The following is a 17,586-nucleotide window of genomic DNA, read 5'->3' on the forward strand; positions in this document are numbered from 1 at the left end:
GGTGTGGCCGCATGCGATGGTGCGACCCGGATATTCGCTTGACTGTAGACACACTCCGCACCCGTGTCGTCGACTCCCCCGAAATTGGCGGCCACCGAAACACAGCCGTAATTCGGGCAGGACCGGACCTGTCCGGTCGGACAGCCTGATGGGACGGTTTTTCGGACCCCTCGCCGCCCGTCGCCGCAGACCACCGCCCATCGCGCTCAACCGACCTCTCGGCGCACGCGCCGTCGTGCTGCCCGATGCAACGGTGCGGCGCCCGTCACACGTGACTACCCTCACACCCGTCAGAGAAGACCAGTCCGAGAGGGGCCAGGAGCACCATGACCGAGACGGTGACCGGCGGCGACGCAGCCGCGGCAACGACCGACACGACGGAGTCGGAACACCCCGTCTCCTACGCTCCGAGCGAGGAGTTCGTCCGCCAGGCCAACGCCGGCAAGGAGCTCTACCGGGCCGCCGAGCAGGACCGACTGGCCTTCTGGGCCGAGCAGGCGAACCGCCTCCACTGGCACACCCCCTTCGAGAAGGTCCTCGACTGGTCGGATGCACCCGTCGCCAAGTGGTTCGTCGGCGGCGAACTCAACGTCGCCTACAACTGCGTCGACCGGCACGTGCACGAGGGCCGCGGCGACCAGGTGGCCATCCACTGGGAGGGCGAGCCCGGCGACAGCCGCGACCTCACCTACAGCGATCTCCTCGCCGAGGTGAGCCGCGCCGCCAACGCCTTCACCGACCTCGGCCTCGTCGCCGGCGACCGCGTCGCCATCTACATGCCGATGGTCCCCGAGGCCATCGTGTCGATGCTCGCGTGCGCGCGACTCGGCCTCACGCACAGCGTCGTCTTCGCCGGCTTCTCCTCGTCCGCGCTGCGTTCGCGGATCGACGACGCGCAAGCCAAGCTCGTCGTCACCACCGACGGACAGTGGCGTCGTGGCAAGGCGGCACCGCTCAAGGAATCCGTCGACGAGGCCGTCGACGGCGCGGAGTCCATCGAGCACGTGCTCGTGGTCCGGCGCACCGAGATCGACACCCCGTGGACGGAGGGCCGCGACCTCTGGTGGCACGAGACCGTCGGGCAGGCGTCCGCGGAGCACGAGGCGCAGCCGTTCGACAGCGAGCATCCGCTGTTCATCCTCTACACCTCGGGAACCACGGGGAAGCCGAAGGGCATCATCCACACCTCCGGCGGCTACCTCACCCAGACCGCCTACACCCACCACTACGTCTTCGACCACAAGCAGGGCCAGGACGTCTACTGGTGCACCGCCGACATCGGCTGGGTCACCGGCCACAGCTACATCGTCTACGGCCCGCTGGCCAACGGAGCCACGCAGGTGGTCTACGAGGGAACGCCGAATTCGCCCGACGAGCACCGTCATTGGAACATCGTCGAGAAGTACGGCGTCACCATCTACTACACCGCGCCGACGTTGGTCCGCACGTTCATGAAGTGGGGCCGCGAGATTCCGGATGCCCACGACCTGTCGTCGATCCGCCTGCTGGGCAGCGTCGGCGAGCCCATCAACCCCGAGGCGTGGCGGTGGTTCCGTGACGTCGTCGGCGGCGGCACCGCACCCATCGTCGACACGTGGTGGCAAACCGAGACCGGCGCCATCATGGTCTCGCCGCTTCCCGGTGTCACCCACACCAAGCCGGGATCGGCGCAGACGCCGCTGCCGGGCATCTCCGCCAAGATCGTCGACGACGACGCCAAGCCGCTCGGTCCCGGCGGCAACGGCTACCTGGTGCTCGACGAGCCGTGGCCGTCGATGCTCCGCGGTATCTGGGGCGACATGGAGCGGTACAAGGACACCTATTGGTCGCGCTACGCGACCGAGGGGTGGTACTTCGCCGGCGACGGGGCCCGGTTCGACGACGACGGCGACCTCTGGGTTCTCGGACGCGTCGACGACGTCATGAACGTCTCCGGCCACCGCATCTCCACCTCCGAGGTGGAATCCGCCCTCGTGAGCCATCACGGGGTGGCCGAGGCGGCCGTCGTCGGCGCGTCGGACGAGACCACCGGCCAGGGCATCGTGGCCTTCGTCATCCTGCGCGGCGGCGTCGAGAACACCGGCGACGAGCTGATCGCCGAGCTCAAAGCACAAGTGAGCAAGGAAATCTCGCCGATCGCGAAGCCGCGCCAGATCACGGTGGTGCCGGAGCTGCCGAAGACCCGGTCCGGCAAGATCATGCGCCGCCTGCTGCGCGACGTCGCCGAGGGCCGCGATCTGGGCGACACCTCGACACTGGTCGACCCGGCCGTCTTCGACGCGATCAGTCAGGCCAACGCGAAGTAGTTCCCCGCCTCCCCTTCCGCGCTGCCACCGTGCACCGGCGCTGCGAGCATGCAGCGCGCGAGCACGGTGGCAGCGCGGGAGTCGGTTCAGACCCGGTCCAGGTCCGCATCCCGCGTCTCGCGCATGACCACCAGCGCGAAGAGCGTCAGCGCCGCCGCCACGGCGAGGTACACCCCGACCCAGGCCACGCCGTAGGAATTCACGAGCCAGGTGGCGATGAACGGCGCGACGGCCGCACCGAGGATCGAGGCGGTGTTGTACGAGATGCCCGAGCCCGTGTAGCGCACGTTGGTCGGGAACAGTTCCGGCAGAACGGCACTCATCGGTCCGAACGTCAGACCCATCAGGGCCAGACCGACGCACATGAACACCAGCATGCGGCCCGCGGTGGCCGTCTCCGGAGCGGCGACCCACCCGAAGCTCAGGCCGAACACGATGATCGCCGACGTCACCACGATCAGCGTGATGCGACGTCCGAACCGGTCCGCGAGCCAGCCGGAGACGGGGACGAACGCCGCGAAGAACAGCACCGAGATCAGCTGCAGCCCCAGAAAATCCGTGTAGGCGATGGACACGGCGACCCCGCTGGCGTCGACCACCTTGCCGGTGCCGTAGCTGACCACCCACGTCGTCATCACGTAGAACAGCGTGTAGGTGGCCAGCATGACGAAGGTGCCGAGGACCAGCGGCCGCCAGCTGGTGCGGAAGACCTGCGCGGCGGGCGTCTTGACCCGCTGCCCCTGCGCGACGGCGCGCTTGAACACCGGGGTCTCCTCCAGCTTGAGCCGGACGTAGAGGCCGATGATCACCATGACGGCGCTGAGCAGGAACGGCACGCGCCAGCCCCACGTGAGGAAGGCGTGATCGGACGCCGAGGTCTTGGCGTCGTAGTCCATCAGCGTCATCAGCACGAGGAAGATGCCGTTGGCCATGAGAAAGCCGATCGGCGCGCCGAGCTGCGGCCACATCGCGGCCCACGCTCGCTTGCCCTTCTTCGCGGTCTCGGTGGCCAGCAGAGCCGCCCCGCTCCATTCCCCACCGAGGCCGACACCCTGCGCGAAGCGCATCAGCGCCAACAACATCGGAGCGATGATGCCGACGCTGTCGTAGGTGGGCAGGAGCCCGATGAGGAAGGTCGCGATGCCCATCGTGAGGAGCGACCCGACGAGGGTCGCCTTGCGGCCGATGCGGTCGCCGAAGTGACCGAAGAGGATGGAGCCGACCGGCCGAGCGACGAACGCCAGGCCGAAGGTGGCGAAGGAAGCGAGCAGCGCCGTGGTGTCGTTACCCGCCGGGAAGAACAGGCGAGGGAACACCAGCACAGCGGCAGTGGCGTAGATGTAGAAGTCGAAGAATTCGATGGAGGTACCCACCATCGAGGCGACGACGATGCGGCTACGGGGAACCCCGTCGACCACGTCGGCGTCGGTTGTCGGACCGTCGGTGGGAACCTGGTCCGCGGAAGTGCTGGTCACGTGTGTGCTCCTGCGGCATGGAGATCGGAAGTACGAGAAGACCCGACCGGGGCGGGTCGACCCGGGAAAAAATACCCGAGTGCTCGCTCGGGCGGACCGAATCCCGCTGCGCGCGGTCGGTGGGACTCGGGGAAGATAGGGTGAGCCCCGACGGGGTATGGATCCCATCGGGCGTGCCGGACGGCACGCGAGACGAGAGAACGTCGAAGGGGACACACGTGAGCAGCAGCCGAGGCAACTCCCACGCCGACACCACCGTTCCGGCCGGCGTGTCCTCCATTCCGCTCACGGACGTCGACAGTCGGTCGAACCCGGCCACCGCCAGCATCGGAGCACTGGTCAAGGACGCCACCACCCAGGTCTCGACGCTGGTGCGCGCCGAGGTCGAGCTGGCCAAGGCCGAGGTCACGGGCGAGATCAAGAAGGGCCTGCAGGGCAGCGTCCTGTTCGTGCTGGCCCTCGCCGTGCTGATCTTCAGCTCGTTCTTCTTCTTCTTCTTCCTGGCGGAGCTCCTCAACACCTGGGTCGTGCGGTGGCTCGCGTTCCTCATCGTCTTCCTGATCATGGTGGCCATCACCGCGCTGCTCGCCTTCCTCGGCTACCTGCGGGTGAAGAAGCTGCGCAAGCCCGAGAAGACCATCGACTCGCTCAAGGCCACCGCGACCGTGATCCCGGGTCAGCGCGGCTCCGACGCTCCCGAACTGGCCGCGAAGGACGTTCGCGCCCCGCTCACCCGCTGACGCCGGCGGTGCCCGCACCGGATCCCGCCACGGTTCGACTTCCGGGACCGTGGCGTCACCGCGACGTGCGGGCCAACGGCATCAAGTTCCACGTCGCGGAGATCGTCCCCGACCGGTCGATCGACGACCCCACGCCCGAACTGGTCCTGCTCGTCCACGGGTTCGCCGACCTCTGGTGCTCCTGGCGCGCGCAGGTGGTCGACCTCGGCGCCGCCGGCTATCACGCCGTCGCCGTCGACCTACGGGGCTACGGGGACACCGACAAGCCACCGCGCGGGTACGACGGCTGGACCCTCGCCGGCGACATCGCCGGATTGATCCGCGCGCTCGGCCACACCGACGCCCACATCGTCGGCCACGCCGACGGTGGGCTGGTCTGCTGGGCCACGGCGGCGCTGCATCCTCGCTCGGTGCGCAGCATCGCCCTGCTCGCGTCCCCGCATCCCCTGGCGCTGCGCCGCGCGGCCGTGCGTGACCGCGGACAGCGACGGGCGCTGCTGCCCACCTTCCTGCGGTATCAACTCCCCCGCGTCCCGGAGCGCGCCCTCACCGCGCGGGACGGCGCAGAGGTGGAACGGCTGGTTCGCGAGCGCTCGTCGGAGAGGTGGCAGGGCTCGCCGGACTTCCCGACGACGGTGGACGTCATGCGGCGGGCCATCCTCGTGCCGGGGGTCGCCCACAGCACGCTGGAGTACCAGCGCTGGGCCTTCCGGAGCCAGTTCCGACCGGACGGGCGCCGGTTCGCGTCCGTCGTCGACACCGTTCTGGACCTGCCGGCACTGCAGATCCTCGGCGGCGCCGACCCCTACGTCGTGAGCCGCACCGCCCGCCGCGACGCCCACTGGGCTCCCCGCATCACGACGCACGAACTCCCCGGCGTCGGCCACTACGTGCACCACGAAGCGCCGGAGCGCGTCACCGAGTTGCTGCTGGAGAATCTCCGCCGCTCGTGAGGGGGTCCTCGAGGTGGGCCACCGCCGCGTCGAGACCGACCCGCAGTCGACCCGACGGCGGCGCCTCGCCCCGCACGAAGGCCCGGACCGCGGCAGCCACCGACGCACCGCCGAGCGCCACGTCGCCCGCCAACTGCGGCCACGTCGACAACGACGTACCGATGTGCGGCAGCGACGCCGCCATGCGCGGCGTGATCGACTCGGCGCCCAGGATGCGGGGGGCGAGACGAGCGCGGTCCTCCGCCGACAACGACGCGAGTCCGGCGAGGTCGAGATCGCCGAGCAGGCCGTGGAAGAACGGGCGGGCACCGTCGAGATCGAACCGTTCGACGTCGAGGACCCCGCCGTCGCTGGTCTCCATGATCACCGGGATGCCCCGCCGACGAGCGTGCTCGCGCACGAGGAACTTCGCCGCGACGGAATCGCATTCCTCGATGACGAGGTCGAGGCCGTCCAGGAAGTCGTCGATCACGGCTTCGTCCACTCCCGTCGGGAAGGTGCGCACCGTGAGATACGGGTCCACCTCGGCGATCCGCCGCGCAGCGACGACCGACTTGTTCACGCCGAGGTCGAACACCGTGGCCGGGACGCGGTTGAGGTTCGACAGGTCGAGTTCGTCGAAATCGGCCAGCCGCAACTCACCGCACAGTCCCTCGAGCGCGAGGGTGTGCGCCACCGCGTGACCGACGCTGAGCCCGACGACGCCGATCCGGACATCGAGGGCGCGGGCCTGCTCGTCGAGCGTGAGTTTGTCCCGGTTCCGGTCGAGCCGCAGGCGTCGGAAGCCGACCGGGCCGAGGACCCGGACGAGCGAGCGTCGCCACGGATAGTGCACCCACCGCACGGGCTCGTCCGGACCCGCGACGGGCGTGGGCAGGAGAGCCCCGAGCGAGAGTGCCTGCTCCGCCGTCGTGTCGATCACGGTGGTCGACTCGTCGTGCAGCAGCACCTCGGCGGCGCGGGTGTCCGCATCGTCCCGGGGATCGAACACGCGGTGGGTCACACGGACTCCGTTCTGTCGGCGACGACGACCGGTCGGCCGGCCGTCACGACGCTCCTCGCCGCAATACCTCGAGGCGATCGCGCCGGGACGAGATTCCGCCGAGCGGCCACTCCACCGGGTCCTCCAGGGCGAAGGCGACGCGGTCCCGGCCGGAGGTCTTCGCGGTGTACAGCGCGCGGTCCGCGGCGTAGGTCAGGCGGTCCAGCGTGGTCTCGACATCGACCACCGCATCTGCCGAGCCGGGCCGCACGTCGGCCTGAGCGACGCCGATACTGACGGTCACGTCGCAGGACGAGCGCACGGCCTCGAGAATGTGCTCCTCGAGTCCGGTCACCGTGGCGGCCACCCGCAGGACCAGGAACTCCTCACCACCGAGCCGGGCGACGACGGCGTCGGACGGCACCTGCCGCGCGATCGCCTCCGCGACGGTCGTCAGCACGTCGTCACCCGCGGCGTGGCCACGGGTGTCGTTGACGGCCTTGAAATGGTCGACGTCGACGAGCGAGACCACGACGGCCTTCCGCGTGAGGCACGCACGGGCGAGGAGCGCTTCCACCTCCGGCAGCATTCCGCGACGGTTCAACAGACCGGTGAGGGGATCGGTGTTGGCGAGAGTCTCGAGACGCTCGGTGACCGATTCCAGGGACGTTCGCATCGCGGCGATGAGCAACGCCGGCACGATCACGGTGGTGACCGCGGCGCCCGCCGCGACGTAGCGGACCACTCCCTCGGCACCGTTGATGCTCAGCGCGACGGCGAGAATCACCGCGGCACCGGTCAGGGACAGCGTGACCCGGCGAGGCGATCCCGACGCCGCGAGCGCCGGCACGACCGCGAGCATGGCGGTGACGGCACGCGCGCCCGACGGGTCCGCGATGAGGAACGCGCACACGGCCACGCCCAGCATGCCGCCGGATCCGAGCACCGTGAACTGACGGTCGGTCAACGTACCCACCCGCACGGTGAAACCCACGGTCACGACGGTGAAGACGACGATGCCGACCAGGATCGGCAAGGTTCCGGGACGGAGGAACGTCGGCTCGAGTACCGCGATCAGCAACAGCGGCAGCGCACCGCCGGCGCTGAAGATGACCCCCTTGGAGCGTGTGTCGAAATGCGACTCGCGCTCCGGCCGGAGACGCCGGTCGGCACGGCGTGTCATGCGTGCCTCACCTCCCCGGGGGACGATGCGCCGACGGAACACCGATGTCACCTCGTACCGACGAACGAGTCCGGCCACCCCCGACAGTGCGGACCCACGTCGCCACCGTACGCGGGGAACGCTCCCCGCGGCACCTTCGTCGCACGATCCTCAGACGACACAGGCGCCGGTTCCGACGGCGTTCCCGTTCTGCAGGCCCAGAGCGACCTCTTCGGCGACTTCCGCTGCCGTGAGCACGAATCCGGTATCCGGATCGTCCACCGCCGCACCGAACACGACGCCCAGAACCAGACCGTCCGTGCTCATCAACGGACCGCCCGAGTTGCCCTGCCGGATCGACCCGCGCACCGTGTACACCTCGCGTTCGACGGTGCCCGTGCGATAGATGTCCGGGCCCGACAAGTTCAACGTCTCGCGCACGCGCGCGGGCGACGCCGTGTACGGCCCGCCGCCCGGATAGCCGAGCACGACGGCGTCGGTGCCGGGCTGCGCTCGGTCGGGGGCGAACTGCAGGACGTCCGCGCGCAGACCGGGCACGGCGAGGACCGCGACGTCGATGGACGGATCGAACAGCACGACGTTCGCGTCGAGCGGACCGTCCTGCGTGTCGACGGCGACCGACGACGTCCCCGCCACGACGTGGGCGTTGGTGATGAGCCGTTCGGGTCCGATGACGAACCCGGAGCCCTCCAGCGCGCGCTGGCAACTCTGCGCGATCCCGCGAACCCGCAGGACGCTGTCCGCGACGTCGGCGGCCACCGGCGACTGCGCGACGCTCGGGTCGGGCGGGCCCACGTCCGCGACCGGGGTGCGCCCGAAGGGGCCGATGACGTCGGGCAGTCCTGAGGTGTCGAGCAGCGCGGAGAAGTCGTTGGGAATCTCGCGCACCCAGTCCGGCGCGAGTCGGTCCACCGCGCCGAGCACCGCCGACCCGCGGACCGCGGCGGCGATCTGCGGTTGCGAGGTGGCCGTCAGGGGCACCGCGAGCAGCCATGCAGCCACCAGTACCGCCACGGCCTGCAAACCGGCGCCGATCACGCTGTCCACGCCGCGGGCCACCGGACTGTGGATGCCGCTGCGCAGCGCGCGCCCCAGCACCATGCCGGCGATCTCGCCGACGACGACCACGACCACGATGAGCCCGATACCGGCGAGAATGCGCAGGCGAGGTTCCTCGACGTGGACCAGCACCTTCGGGGCCAGCAGGATGCCCGCCACCGCGCCGATGACGACGCCCAGGAAGGCGAAGGCCGACGCGACGGCGCCCTGGCGCCACCCCGAGGACGCCGCGAGCACGGCGACCAGCACGACGACGATGTCGAGCCACGTCGATCCGGTGACCGTCACAGCAGCTCCGATCCCGCGGCGGCCAGGGCGGTCTCGAGATCTCGCACGTCCGCGGTGTCCCAGGGGACGGTCCATCCGGCCGTGTCGAGAATGCCCGCCAGCACGCCGGCGGTGAATCCCCACACCAACATGCCGCGTACGTCGAACGCCGGTCCCCGGTAGCCCAGCGGATGCCGGACGACGAATCGACGAGCCGGATCCAGCAACTCGCGCAGCGGTACCGCCTCGACCCGCGCCACCTCGGCCGTGTCGATCACCCGGACCGGCCCGGGCCGACGCCAGTAGGCCAGCACCGGCGTGACCTCGAATCCCGACGGCGGCACGAAGATCGGGTCGAACGTCGCGAGTGGATCGACCCCGTCGGAATCGAGGCCGGTCTCCTCCGCGGCCTCGCGGAGGGCCGTCCCCACGGCGCCGCCGTCGCCCGGGTCCGCGGCTCCGCCCGGAAACGCGACCTGACCGCTGTGCTGGCGCAGCGAGGACGCCCGTTGCGTCAGCAGGACCGTCGCGTCGTCGGGCAGGGAGTCCGCGGCGGGGTCACCGCCGAACAGCACCAGCACGGCAGCAGGCCGTCCGTCCGCATCCGGCGGTGTCTGCAGCCGGGTGATCGGATTGTCCGGGTGCTGCGCCATCGATCCGGCGTCGACGAGACCCTGCAGCCACGACGGCCCGCTCACGTGGTCACCCCCAGTCGCGTGCGGACCGCCTCGGCGATCTCCTCGACCGACCGGAACGGTTGCGGCAGCACGGCGGCGACGTCGCCGGACGGGTCCAGCAGCACGGACACCGGCAGCACCGCCGGCGCGCCCACCGCCGCGGCCACGGACTTGCCGTCGTCCTGCACGCCGGGGAGGCGAACGCCGTAGTCGGTGAGTCGGGCAAGCGCGCTGCCCTGCTGCGGATCCTCGTGCACCGTCAGAACGGTAACCGCATCACCGGCGCGCGCCGCGTACTGCTGCAGATACGGCAGTTCCTCGGCGCACGGTTCGCACCAGTGCGCCCACAGATTGAGCACGACGGGCCGACCGGCCACCGCGTGCCCGAGATCGATCGGTTCGCCGTCCGCGAGGCACGTCACCTGCAGGCCGGCCAGCGGGCCGGTGGACTCCGCGGCACCACCATCGGCCGGCCGCGGACACTCCGCGAGACCCGCCGCGGCCCGCTCGGCGCCGAGGTCGACGGTCGGCGCGTCACCGGTGGCGGTGGTGCCCGCCCGGTCGCGGTACTCGGCGAAGCTGCCCGGCGTCGACACGTCGTCGTCGCGAGGCCAGATGGCGACGATCAACGCGATCACCACCACGAGCGCAGCGAGCGACCACCGAGCGGCCGACGACGGTCTCACCGCTCCACACCGGCCAACGCGAGAATGTGGTCGGTCTCGGGACCGCGCACGAGGGCGGCGGCCTTGCGCGCGTCCGTGGGCCCGGTGCCGTTGGCGGGACACAGCGGAGCGAGCGGACAGACGCCGCACGCGGGCGTCCGGGCATGACAGACCCGGCGGCCGTGGAAGATCACGCGGTGCGAGAGCACCGTCCAGTCCTTCTTCGGAATCAACGCACCCACCGCGTGCTCGACCTTGACCGGATCTTCCTCGGCGGTCCATTCCCATCGGCGCACGAGCCGACCGAAGTGCGTGTCGACGGTGATCCCCGGGACGTCGAACGCGTTGCCGAGCACGACGTTGGCCGTCTTGCGACCGATCCCCGGCAGGGTGACCAGGTCCTTCAGGCGGGGCGGGACCTCGCCGTCGAACCGCTCGAGCAGCTCCCGACCCAGGCCGATCAGCGACGTCGCCTTGTTCCGGTAGAAGCCGGTGGAGCGGATGTACTCCTCGAGTTCCGTCCGGTCCGCCTCCGCGTAGTCCCGCGCCGAGCGGTACCGGGCGAACAACGCGGGCGTCGTCTCGTTCACCCGCTTGTCCGTGCACTGCGCCGACAGGATCGTCGCCACCGCGAGCTCGAGCGGCGTGGTGAAGTCCAGCTCACAGTAGACATGCGGGAACACCTCGCCCAGCTGTCGGTACATCCGCCGGGCGCGGCGCGTCAACGCCAGCGGAGTCTCCGACCGAATACCCACGTGAGGGCTGTTTCCGGGTGTTCTGGGCACGACCACGACTCTACGGACACGCTCCGACAGAGCCCTCGATCCGTCCGGCGGACCACCCCGCCGCCGTGGCCGAGGCGGGTCGCCACCGTGTTCTCCCCGTGACCGAGGCAGTGTTTACTCCTCGGTATGCAAGCTCTCGCTGTGGTGCTGTTCCCGGTCTTGCTGATGCTGTTCGCGCTCGCCATGGAGCGCTTCGAGGTCCGCCTCAACCGCGTCGGCGTCCGCGAGCAGGAAGTGCAGGAGTTCCTCGACGCCGCCAGCTCCTCCGAGGTGGCGACGCTCGCGGCCGAGGGCTTCCCGCACGCCCTCGCGCGCTTCAAGACCCGTCGTCGGCGCGGCGGCGAGGTCGCCGACGACGACATCGCCATGCTCGACGACAGGGCGCGCCGCGCCAGCTGACACACCCGTGGGTGGCCGTGCTCACTCCCCGACCGCCCGAGCGACGTAGACTTCCCTCCCGGTACGACTGGACGCAGTCGGATGGCTACGAACGGCGCAGTCATTCGCGGATCGGCAAGGAGCACACGTGGACGAGGTTCTGGCACGGGCCGGCATCTTCCAAGGGGTCGAGCCGTCGGCGGTGTCGGCGCTCACGAAGCAGCTGCAGCCCGTCGACTTTCCGCGTGGACACGTGGTCTTCAACGAGGGCGAGCCCGGGGACCGCCTCTACATCATCGTGAGCGGCAAGGTGAAGCTCGGCCGCCGCTCCCCGGACGGCCGCGAGAACCTCCTGACGATCATGGGACCGTCCGACATGTTCGGCGAGCTGTCCATCTTCGATCCGGGCCCGCGCACGTCCACCGCCACCACGGTCACCGAGGTCCGCGCCGTGAGCATGGACCGCGACGCTCTGAAGGCCTGGATCGATCAGCGTCCGGAGATCGCCGAGCAGTTGCTCCGCGTGCTCGCACGTCGCCTCCGTCGCACCAACAACAGCCTCGCCGACCTGATCTTCACCGACGTGCCCGGTCGCGTCGCCAAGGCACTGCTGCAGCTCGCGCAGCGTTTCGGCACCCAGGAAGCCGGCTCCCTGCGCGTGGTGCACGACCTCACGCAGGAGGAGATCGCGCAGCTCGTCGGCGCCTCCCGCGAGACCGTCAACAAGGCGCTGGCCGACTTCGCACACCGGGGTTGGTTGCGCCTCGAGGGCAAGAGCGTTCTGATCTCCGACTCCGAGCGCCTGGCGCGTCGCGCCCGATAGTCGCAGCGCGTCGCGCCCGATAGTCGCAGCGCGTCAAGCCCGACAGTCGCGCCCGATGACGACAGCGGTCAGCTGCGCAGGTACTCCAACTGCGCCTTGACCGACATCCGGGCCGCCGGCCACAGCCGCTTGTCTACGTCCGCGTAGACGTGGCGTACCACGGCCCGTGCCGACGCGTCCGCACCGAGGACGTCCAGGGCCCCACGTACCTGGTCCAACCGCTGTTCGCGGTGCGCGCGGTAGGCGCGAGCGAGCACGGCGGTGTCGGGATGGTCGGGTCCATGGCCGGGCAGGACGGCTCGCCCCTCCCCCAGTTGTTCGAGCCGGTCGAGGGAGGCGAGATAGTCGCCGAGGCTCCCGTCCTTACCGTCGAGCACCGAGGTCCCGCTGCCCAGCACGGTGTCACCGGTGAGGACGGCGTCGGGCAACAGGAAGCTCACCGAGTCGGCGGTGTGACCGGGCGTGGCGACGACGGTGAGGTCCAATCCGGCCGCGGTGATCACCTCGCCGTCTTCGAGCGGTGCGGCGTCGCCGCGAAGGTAGGTGGAGGTCACGGCGCGTACGGGCGCGCGAGTCAGGCGGTGCAGCCGGGCGATGCCGCCGGTGTGATCGTGGTGGCGGTGGGTGACGAGCACGAGGGCGACGGGTCCGCACGCGGCGACGGCGTCGACGTGGGCGCGGCTGCGCGGTCCCGGATCGACCACCACGCACCGGTCCTCGCCCGGTGCGCGCAGAATCCAGGTGTTCGTCCCGTCGAGGGTCATCTTGCCGGGGTTGTTCGCCAGCAGGACCGACGCCGTGGGTGTCACCCGGCGGAGTTGCCCGTAGGCGGGATGCGCGAGACCGGCCATGATCCCACCCAACCACACCCCGGATCGGCACAGTCGGGGTGCAGCTCGAGAAGAACGAGGAGAGAACCGTGCGTATCGGACTCGTCGGCGCCGGCCCTTGGGCGCGCCAGGCCGCCGTTCCCGCCCTCACGGCACACGACGGCGTCGACTTCGTCGGCATCTGGGCGCGCCGCCCGGAGGCCGCGGCGGAGGTGGCGCCAGGGGTGCCGGTCGTCGATTCGGTCGACGCGCTGATCGACACGGTCGACGCGGTGGCGTTCGCCGTGCCGCCCGACATCCAGGCGGACCTGGCGGTGCGGGCGGCGGAGGCGGGCCGACACGTGTTGCTGGACAAGCCGATCGCCGGGACGGTCGACGATGCCGAGCGGCTGGCGGCGGCCGTGGATCGGGCCGGCGTGGGCTCGATGGTGACGCTGACGCGTCGCTTCGCCGAGGAGACGCGTTCGTTCCTTCGCTCGGCCGGCGCGCAACGCACGGCCGGCGTCACCGCGACGTGGCTGTCCGGGGCGTTGCTGGGCGGTGAGTACGCCGGCTCGACCTGGCGTCACGACGGCGGCGCGCTGATGGATGTCGGTCCGCACGTCGTCGATCTGGTGGAGGCCGTGCTGGGCCCGGTCACCGACGTGCCCTTCGCGCGTCGTGACGTCGACTCCGACACGTGGGCGATCACGCTCGACCACGACGGCCGGGTGAGCCAGGTGACGCTGTCCATGCGAACGCCCGTGCGGCCGTCCGTGCTGCGTGTGTCCGCGAGCGGGCCCGACGGGCTGGTGGAGCTGCAGGAGCGCACCACCCCGCCGGACCGGTGCTACGCGGTGTTGCTCGACGAGTTCCTGGCGTCGGTGCGGCTCGGAGTGCCGCACGAGTGCTCGGTGCACCGCGGCCTGCACCTGCAGCGCGTCCTGGCGCAGGTGACCGCGCGGCTCACCGAGTAGGGCGGCTAGGTCCGCACCTCGACGATCAACTCCACCTCGACGGGGGCGCCGAGCGGCAGTTCGGCGACACCGACCGCGGATCGGGCGTGGACACCGGCGTCGCCGAAGACGTCACCGAGCACGTGGGAGGCGCCGTTGATCACGCCGGGTTGTCCGGTGAAACCCGGTGCGGAGGCGACGAATCCGACCACCTTGACCACGCGGGTGATCGACTCGAGACCGACCAGCGCGTCGATCGCGGCGAGCGCGTTCAACGCGCAGAGTCGGGCGGCCTCCGTCGCGACCTCGGGATCGACCTCGGCGCCGACCTTGCCCGTCGCGTGGAGAGCGCCGTCCACAATCGGCAGCTGCCCGGACGTGAAGACGTGGTTGCCGCTGCGCACGGCCGGGACGTAGGACGCCACCGGCGGCACGACCGGCGGCAGGGTCAGGCCGAGCTCGGCCAGGCGCTCGCGGATCATCAGCCGACGGGACGCTTGAAGTAGGCCACGAGCTGCTCGCCGGTGGGCCCGGGGGTCACCGTGACCAGTTCCCAGCCCTGGGATCCGAAGTTGTCGAGGATGGTCTTGGTGTTGTGGATCAGAAGAGGTGCGGTGAGGTATTCCCACGTCGTCGATGCGCTCATGGGTGCAAACCCTAGCGAAGACCCGTGAAAGACCCTCGCCAACCGGACTTTCTATAGGCTCGGCGCTGTGTCCGACAAGCCCGACATTCCCGAGAACCCGGCGACGCACGAGTCCACCGGCTGGCCACCCGAGGCGGCGCGGGCGCGTCTGCACTTCGTCTCCGGCAAGGGTGGCACCGGGAAGTCGACCGTCGCGGCCGCGTTGGCCCTCGCTCTCGCCGCGGGCGGCCGGAAGGTCCTGCTGGTCGAGGTGGAGGGCCGCCAGGGCATCGCGCAACTCTTCGATGTCCCGCCGCTGCCGCCCGTCGACACCAAGGTCGCGTCCGCGGAGGGCGGCGGCGAGGTGTACGCCCTGGCCGTCGACATCGAGACCGCGTTCCTCGAGTACCTCGACATGTTCTACAACCTCGGTTTCGCGGGGCGTGCGATGCGGCGAGTCGGGGCGATCGAGTTCGCCACGACGATCGCGCCGGGGCTTCGCGACGTGCTGCTCACCGGCAAGGTGAAGGAGCGCGCGGTCGCGACGAGCAAGGACGGTCGCCCGCTCTACGACGAGATCGTGGTCGACTCGCCCCCGACGGGCCGGATCGGCAGCTTTCTCGACGTCACCACGGCCATGCGGGATCTGGCGAAGAGCGGGCCGGTGCGGTCGCAGAGCGAAGGCGTGGTGCGCCTGCTGCACTCCGAGCAGACCGTGGTGCACCTGGTGACGCTGCTCGAGGCCCTGCCCGTGCAGGAAACCGCCGACGCCGCAGCCGAACTCGCCGCGGCCGACCTACGGCTGGGCACCGTCGTGGTCAACCGGAGTACCGCGTCGTACCTGCCGGACGCGGTGTTGGACGAGGCCGCCGACGGTGTCATCGATTCCGCCGCGGTGCAGCGCGTGCTCGCCGGGGCGGGAATCACGTTGTCCGAGGACGACTTCGCCGGATTGCTGACCGAATCCATCGAGCACGCCGCGACCGTGCGCACGCAGCGGGAGAGCGCGCGCCGGCTCGAGACGCTGCCGGCGGCGCGGCTGGTGCTGCCCACGCTGCCCGACGGGATGGATCTCGGCGGTCTGTACGAACTGGCTGCTCACTTGACCGAACAGGGAGTCCGCTGATGGCCACCGTGCCCACTCTCGACGTCGCGTCCATTCTCGAGCACCCCGCATCGCGCATCGTGGTGTGCTGCGGTTCCGGCGGCGTCGGCAAGACGACGACGGCCGCGTCGATGGCCCTGCGCGCCGCCGAAAGCGGCCGAAAGGTGGTGGTGCTCACCATCGATCCGGCCCGACGGCTCGCACAGGCACTCGGGGTGGGCGAGCTCGACAACAGCCCGCAGCCCGTCGCGCTGGGCCCCGAGGCCACGGGCGAACTGCACGCGATGATGCTGAACATGCGGCGCACGTTCGACGAGATGGTGATCGAACACTCGACGCCGGAGAAGGCCCAGCAGATCCTGAACAATTCCTTCTACCAAACCGTGGCGTCGTCGTTCTCCGGCACGCAGGAGTACATGGCGATGGAGAAGTTGGGGCAGTTGGCCGCCGACGGCGAGTGGGACCTGGTGGTGGTCGACACCCCGCCGTCCCGTAACGCCCTCGATTTCCTCGACGCACCTCAGCGGCTCGGCTCGTTCCTCGACGGCCGCATGATCAAACTGCTGATGGCCCCCGGGCGGGGTATCGGCCGCGTCGTCACCGGCGCCGTCGGGCTGGCGATGCGGGGCGTCTCGTCCATCGTCGGCTCTCAGATGCTGTCGGACGCTTCGGCGTTCGTGCAGTCGCTCGACTCGATGTTCGGTGGCTTCCGCGAACGCGCACGCCACACGTACGAGCTGCTCCGCCACGAGGGCACCCATTTCGTGGTGGTGGCGGCGGCCGAGCCGGACGCCCTGCGAGAGGCGTCGTTCTTCGTCGACCGCCTCAGCGCCGACGGGATGCCCCTGGCCGGCCTGGTTCTCAACCGAACGCACCCGACGCTGAGCTCGCTGTCCCCGGACCACGCGTCGAGCGCGGCGGACACGGTCTCCGGCTCCGGCGATCCCGACGACGAGCTCGCCGCCGGGATCCTGCGCGTACATGCCGATCGGTCCCGCACGGCCACCCGCGAACTGGCCTTGCTGCGCCGCTTCACCGCGGCACATCCGCGGGTGCCGGTGGTGGGTGTGCCGTCGTTGCCGTTCGAGGTCTCGGACCTGACCGCCCTGCGCGCCGTGGGCGATCAGCTCACCGGAACGGCCTGACCGACCGGCCGGAATCCTGCGCCCGTACCGCCGGTCCGGTTGACCTCGTGCACGATCGATTCCATGGTGGTGACCACCGCCGGGCCGACGCAGGGCACGCCGAGGTAGGCGTTCACCATGCCGATCACGGCGTCGCCCTCGACCACCGGCGCACCCGAATCACCCTGTCCGACACAGAGAGCCGAGAAGGCCTGCTGCGTGCCGAGCACGTCGCCGACGGTGAGTCCGCACGTGCGGCCCGTGGACCGCCCCTGCTTGCACACCGCGTCGGCGAACGACGGCGGGGCGCCCACCCCAGTGATGGTGGTCTCGCCGATCGTCGTGACGGGGAGCGTCTCGCCGGCATCGAACTCGATGACGGCGGTGTCGTAGTCGGGCAGGACCCGCACGATGTGTCCGACCACGCGGTCCCGGTCGAACTCCGGGGTCACCGCGTCGCCGGGACCACCGCAATGACCCGCGGTGAGTCCGACGCTCCGGCCCGCGTCGTCCGTTCCCACGGCCGTCACCGTGCAGATGGATCGGTCGGCGATCACCACGGGAGAGCCGCCGCCGACGGGCACCGGGTCGGCAGCGGAGGCGATGCCTCCGCTGCCGACCACGAGACCGGCGAGCACGACGGCCGACGCTGCGACATGACGCGCTCGCACGGC

Annotated in this window: 19 protein-coding genes; 8 read left to right on the forward strand and 11 right to left on the reverse strand. The window is 70.4% G+C overall.

Features of this window, described 5'->3' with window-relative positions; all coding sequences use genetic code 11:
• Positions 1-326: 326 nt before the first annotated feature.
• Entirely contained in the window at positions 327-2,306 is a 1,980-nt protein-coding gene (acs, locus tag A3Q40_RS16950; RefSeq protein ID WP_068103989.1) for an acetate--CoA ligase, read from the forward strand.
• Positions 2,307-2,392: 86 nt separating this feature from the next.
• On the opposite strand, the gene A3Q40_RS16955 is transcribed toward acs, so the two are convergent.
• A complete protein-coding gene (locus A3Q40_RS16955) occupies positions 2,393-3,682 on the reverse strand; it encodes an MFS transporter (RefSeq protein ID WP_068106482.1) in 1,290 nt (429 codons plus the stop codon).
• A gap of 317 nt (positions 3,683-3,999) precedes the next feature.
• Here A3Q40_RS16955 and A3Q40_RS16960 point away from each other — a divergent pair, with 317 nt between their 5' ends.
• Both A3Q40_RS16960 and A3Q40_RS16965 read left to right on the forward strand, forming a co-directional pair.
• Positions 4,000-4,521, forward strand: coding sequence for a phage holin family protein (locus tag A3Q40_RS16960; protein ID WP_068103991.1), 522 nt, complete (start codon positions 4,000-4,002; stop codon positions 4,519-4,521).
• Between the two features lie 8 nt (positions 4,522-4,529).
• A complete protein-coding gene (locus A3Q40_RS16965) occupies positions 4,530-5,474 on the forward strand; it encodes an alpha/beta fold hydrolase (RefSeq protein WP_068103993.1) in 945 nt (314 codons plus the stop codon).
• Here A3Q40_RS16965 and A3Q40_RS16970 read toward each other — a convergent pair.
• The 6 genes from A3Q40_RS16970 to nth form a co-directional block, all read right to left on the reverse strand.
• Positions 5,437-6,477: an Rv1355c family protein gene (locus A3Q40_RS16970; RefSeq protein WP_068103995.1), complete on the reverse strand. Its 1,041-nt coding sequence runs from the start codon at positions 6,475-6,477 to the stop codon at positions 5,437-5,439. The two genes, A3Q40_RS16965 and A3Q40_RS16970, sit on opposite strands and share 38 nt — an antisense overlap.
• A gap of 43 nt (positions 6,478-6,520) precedes the next feature.
• Positions 6,521-7,639 (reverse strand): GGDEF domain-containing protein, encoded by a 1,119-nt coding sequence (locus tag A3Q40_RS16975; RefSeq protein ID WP_157889662.1) that lies wholly within the window; start codon positions 7,637-7,639, stop codon positions 6,521-6,523.
• Positions 7,640-7,789: 150 nt separating this feature from the next.
• Positions 7,790-8,986 (reverse strand): MarP family serine protease, encoded by a 1,197-nt coding sequence (locus A3Q40_RS16980; protein ID WP_068103998.1) that lies wholly within the window; start codon positions 8,984-8,986, stop codon positions 7,790-7,792.
• On the reverse strand, positions 8,983-9,618 hold the full coding sequence (locus A3Q40_RS16985; protein WP_068106486.1) for an NUDIX hydrolase: 636 nt from the start codon (positions 9,616-9,618) through the stop codon (positions 8,983-8,985). Before A3Q40_RS16985 ends, A3Q40_RS16980 begins: the two co-directional genes overlap by 4 nt.
• A 41-nt stretch (positions 9,619-9,659) precedes the next feature.
• A complete protein-coding gene (locus A3Q40_RS16990; RefSeq protein WP_068103999.1) occupies positions 9,660-10,328 on the reverse strand; it encodes a TlpA family protein disulfide reductase in 669 nt (222 codons plus the stop codon).
• Positions 10,325-11,011 carry an endonuclease III gene (nth, locus tag A3Q40_RS16995; RefSeq protein ID WP_082834188.1) on the reverse strand — a complete coding sequence of 229 codons (687 nt, stop codon included), beginning with the start codon at positions 11,009-11,011 and terminating at the stop codon, positions 10,325-10,327. The genes A3Q40_RS16990 and nth overlap by 4 nt, the downstream gene beginning before the upstream one ends.
• A 207-nt stretch (positions 11,012-11,218) precedes the next feature.
• Here nth and A3Q40_RS17000 point away from each other — a divergent pair, with 207 nt between their 5' ends.
• Positions 11,219-11,491, forward strand: coding sequence for a hypothetical protein (locus tag A3Q40_RS17000; protein ID WP_068104004.1), 273 nt, complete (start codon positions 11,219-11,221; stop codon positions 11,489-11,491).
• A 127-nt stretch (positions 11,492-11,618) separates the two neighbouring features.
• Entirely contained in the window at positions 11,619-12,293 is a 675-nt protein-coding gene (locus A3Q40_RS17005; RefSeq protein WP_027506688.1) for a Crp/Fnr family transcriptional regulator, read from the forward strand.
• Between the two features lie 68 nt (positions 12,294-12,361).
• On the opposite strand, the gene A3Q40_RS17010 is transcribed toward A3Q40_RS17005, so the two are convergent.
• Entirely contained in the window at positions 12,362-13,144 is a 783-nt protein-coding gene (locus A3Q40_RS17010) for an MBL fold metallo-hydrolase (RefSeq protein ID WP_068104005.1), read from the reverse strand.
• Positions 13,145-13,212: 68 nt separating this feature from the next.
• Between A3Q40_RS17010 and A3Q40_RS17015 the strand changes: the two genes are divergently transcribed.
• The gene (locus tag A3Q40_RS17015; RefSeq protein ID WP_068106489.1) at positions 13,213-14,079 is read left to right on the forward strand and encodes a Gfo/Idh/MocA family protein; all 867 of its coding nucleotides are present in this window, start codon (positions 13,213-13,215) and stop codon (positions 14,077-14,079) included.
• A 5-nt stretch (positions 14,080-14,084) separates the two neighbouring features.
• On the opposite strand, the gene A3Q40_RS17020 is transcribed toward A3Q40_RS17015, so the two are convergent.
• Together A3Q40_RS17020 and A3Q40_RS20645 are read right to left on the reverse strand one after the other, a co-directional pair.
• On the reverse strand, positions 14,085-14,540 hold the full coding sequence (locus tag A3Q40_RS17020) for a RidA family protein (RefSeq protein ID WP_068104007.1): 456 nt from the start codon (positions 14,538-14,540) through the stop codon (positions 14,085-14,087).
• Positions 14,540-14,704 carry a hypothetical protein gene (locus A3Q40_RS20645; protein WP_167323208.1) on the reverse strand — a complete coding sequence of 55 codons (165 nt, stop codon included), beginning with the start codon at positions 14,702-14,704 and terminating at the stop codon, positions 14,540-14,542. The genes A3Q40_RS17020 and A3Q40_RS20645 overlap by 1 nt, the downstream gene beginning before the upstream one ends.
• Positions 14,705-14,771: 67 nt before the next feature.
• Here A3Q40_RS20645 and A3Q40_RS17025 point away from each other — a divergent pair, with 67 nt between their 5' ends.
• Both A3Q40_RS17025 and A3Q40_RS17030 read left to right on the forward strand, forming a co-directional pair.
• Positions 14,772-15,809: an ArsA-related P-loop ATPase gene (locus A3Q40_RS17025; protein WP_371828482.1), complete on the forward strand. Its 1,038-nt coding sequence runs from the start codon at positions 14,772-14,774 to the stop codon at positions 15,807-15,809.
• The gene (locus A3Q40_RS17030; RefSeq protein ID WP_068104009.1) at positions 15,809-16,933 is read left to right on the forward strand and encodes an ArsA family ATPase; all 1,125 of its coding nucleotides are present in this window, start codon (positions 15,809-15,811) and stop codon (positions 16,931-16,933) included. Before A3Q40_RS17025 ends, A3Q40_RS17030 begins: the two co-directional genes overlap by 1 nt.
• Here the strand turns inward: A3Q40_RS17030 and A3Q40_RS17035 are convergent.
• Entirely contained in the window at positions 16,912-17,583 is a 672-nt protein-coding gene (locus A3Q40_RS17035; RefSeq protein WP_068104011.1) for a hypothetical protein, read from the reverse strand. The genes A3Q40_RS17030 and A3Q40_RS17035 overlap by 22 nt on opposite strands.
• Positions 17,584-17,586: the final 3 nt, after the last annotated feature.

This window comes from Rhodococcus sp. PBTS 1 (assembly GCF_001620025.1).
Taxonomy (GTDB): Bacteria; Actinomycetota; Actinomycetes; order Mycobacteriales; family Mycobacteriaceae; genus Rhodococcoides; species Rhodococcoides kroppenstedtii.

What these genes read in the sequence shown, in the direction of transcription:
- A3Q40_RS16985 (WP_068106486.1), bottom strand. Translation starts at nt 9,618, where the DNA reads ATGGCGCAGCACCCGGACAATCCGATCACCCGGCTGCAGACACCGCCG.
- A3Q40_RS17010 (WP_068104005.1), bottom strand. Translation starts at nt 13,144, where the DNA reads ATGGCCGGTCTCGCGCATCCCGCCTACGGGCAACTCCGCCGGGTGACA.
- A3Q40_RS20645 (WP_167323208.1), bottom strand. Translation starts at nt 14,704, where the DNA reads ATGAGCGCATCGACGACGTGGGAATACCTCACCGCACCTCTTCTGATC.
- A3Q40_RS17030 (WP_068104009.1), top strand. Translation starts at nt 15,809, where the DNA reads ATGGCCACCGTGCCCACTCTCGACGTCGCGTCCATTCTCGAGCACCCC.
- A3Q40_RS16955 (WP_068106482.1), bottom strand. Translation starts at nt 3,682, where the DNA reads ATGGTGGGTACCTCCATCGAATTCTTCGACTTCTACATCTACGCCACT.
- acs (WP_068103989.1), top strand. Translation starts at nt 327, where the DNA reads ATGACCGAGACGGTGACCGGCGGCGACGCAGCCGCGGCAACGACCGAC.
- A3Q40_RS17020 (WP_068104007.1), bottom strand. Translation starts at nt 14,540, where the DNA reads ATGATCCGCGAGCGCCTGGCCGAGCTCGGCCTGACCCTGCCGCCGGTC.
- A3Q40_RS17000 (WP_068104004.1), top strand. Translation starts at nt 11,219, where the DNA reads ATGCAAGCTCTCGCTGTGGTGCTGTTCCCGGTCTTGCTGATGCTGTTC.
- A3Q40_RS16975 (WP_157889662.1), bottom strand. Translation starts at nt 7,639, where the DNA reads ATGACACGCCGTGCCGACCGGCGTCTCCGGCCGGAGCGCGAGTCGCAT.
- nth (WP_082834188.1), bottom strand. Translation starts at nt 11,011, where the DNA reads ATGTACCGACAGCTGGGCGAGGTGTTCCCGCATGTCTACTGTGAGCTG.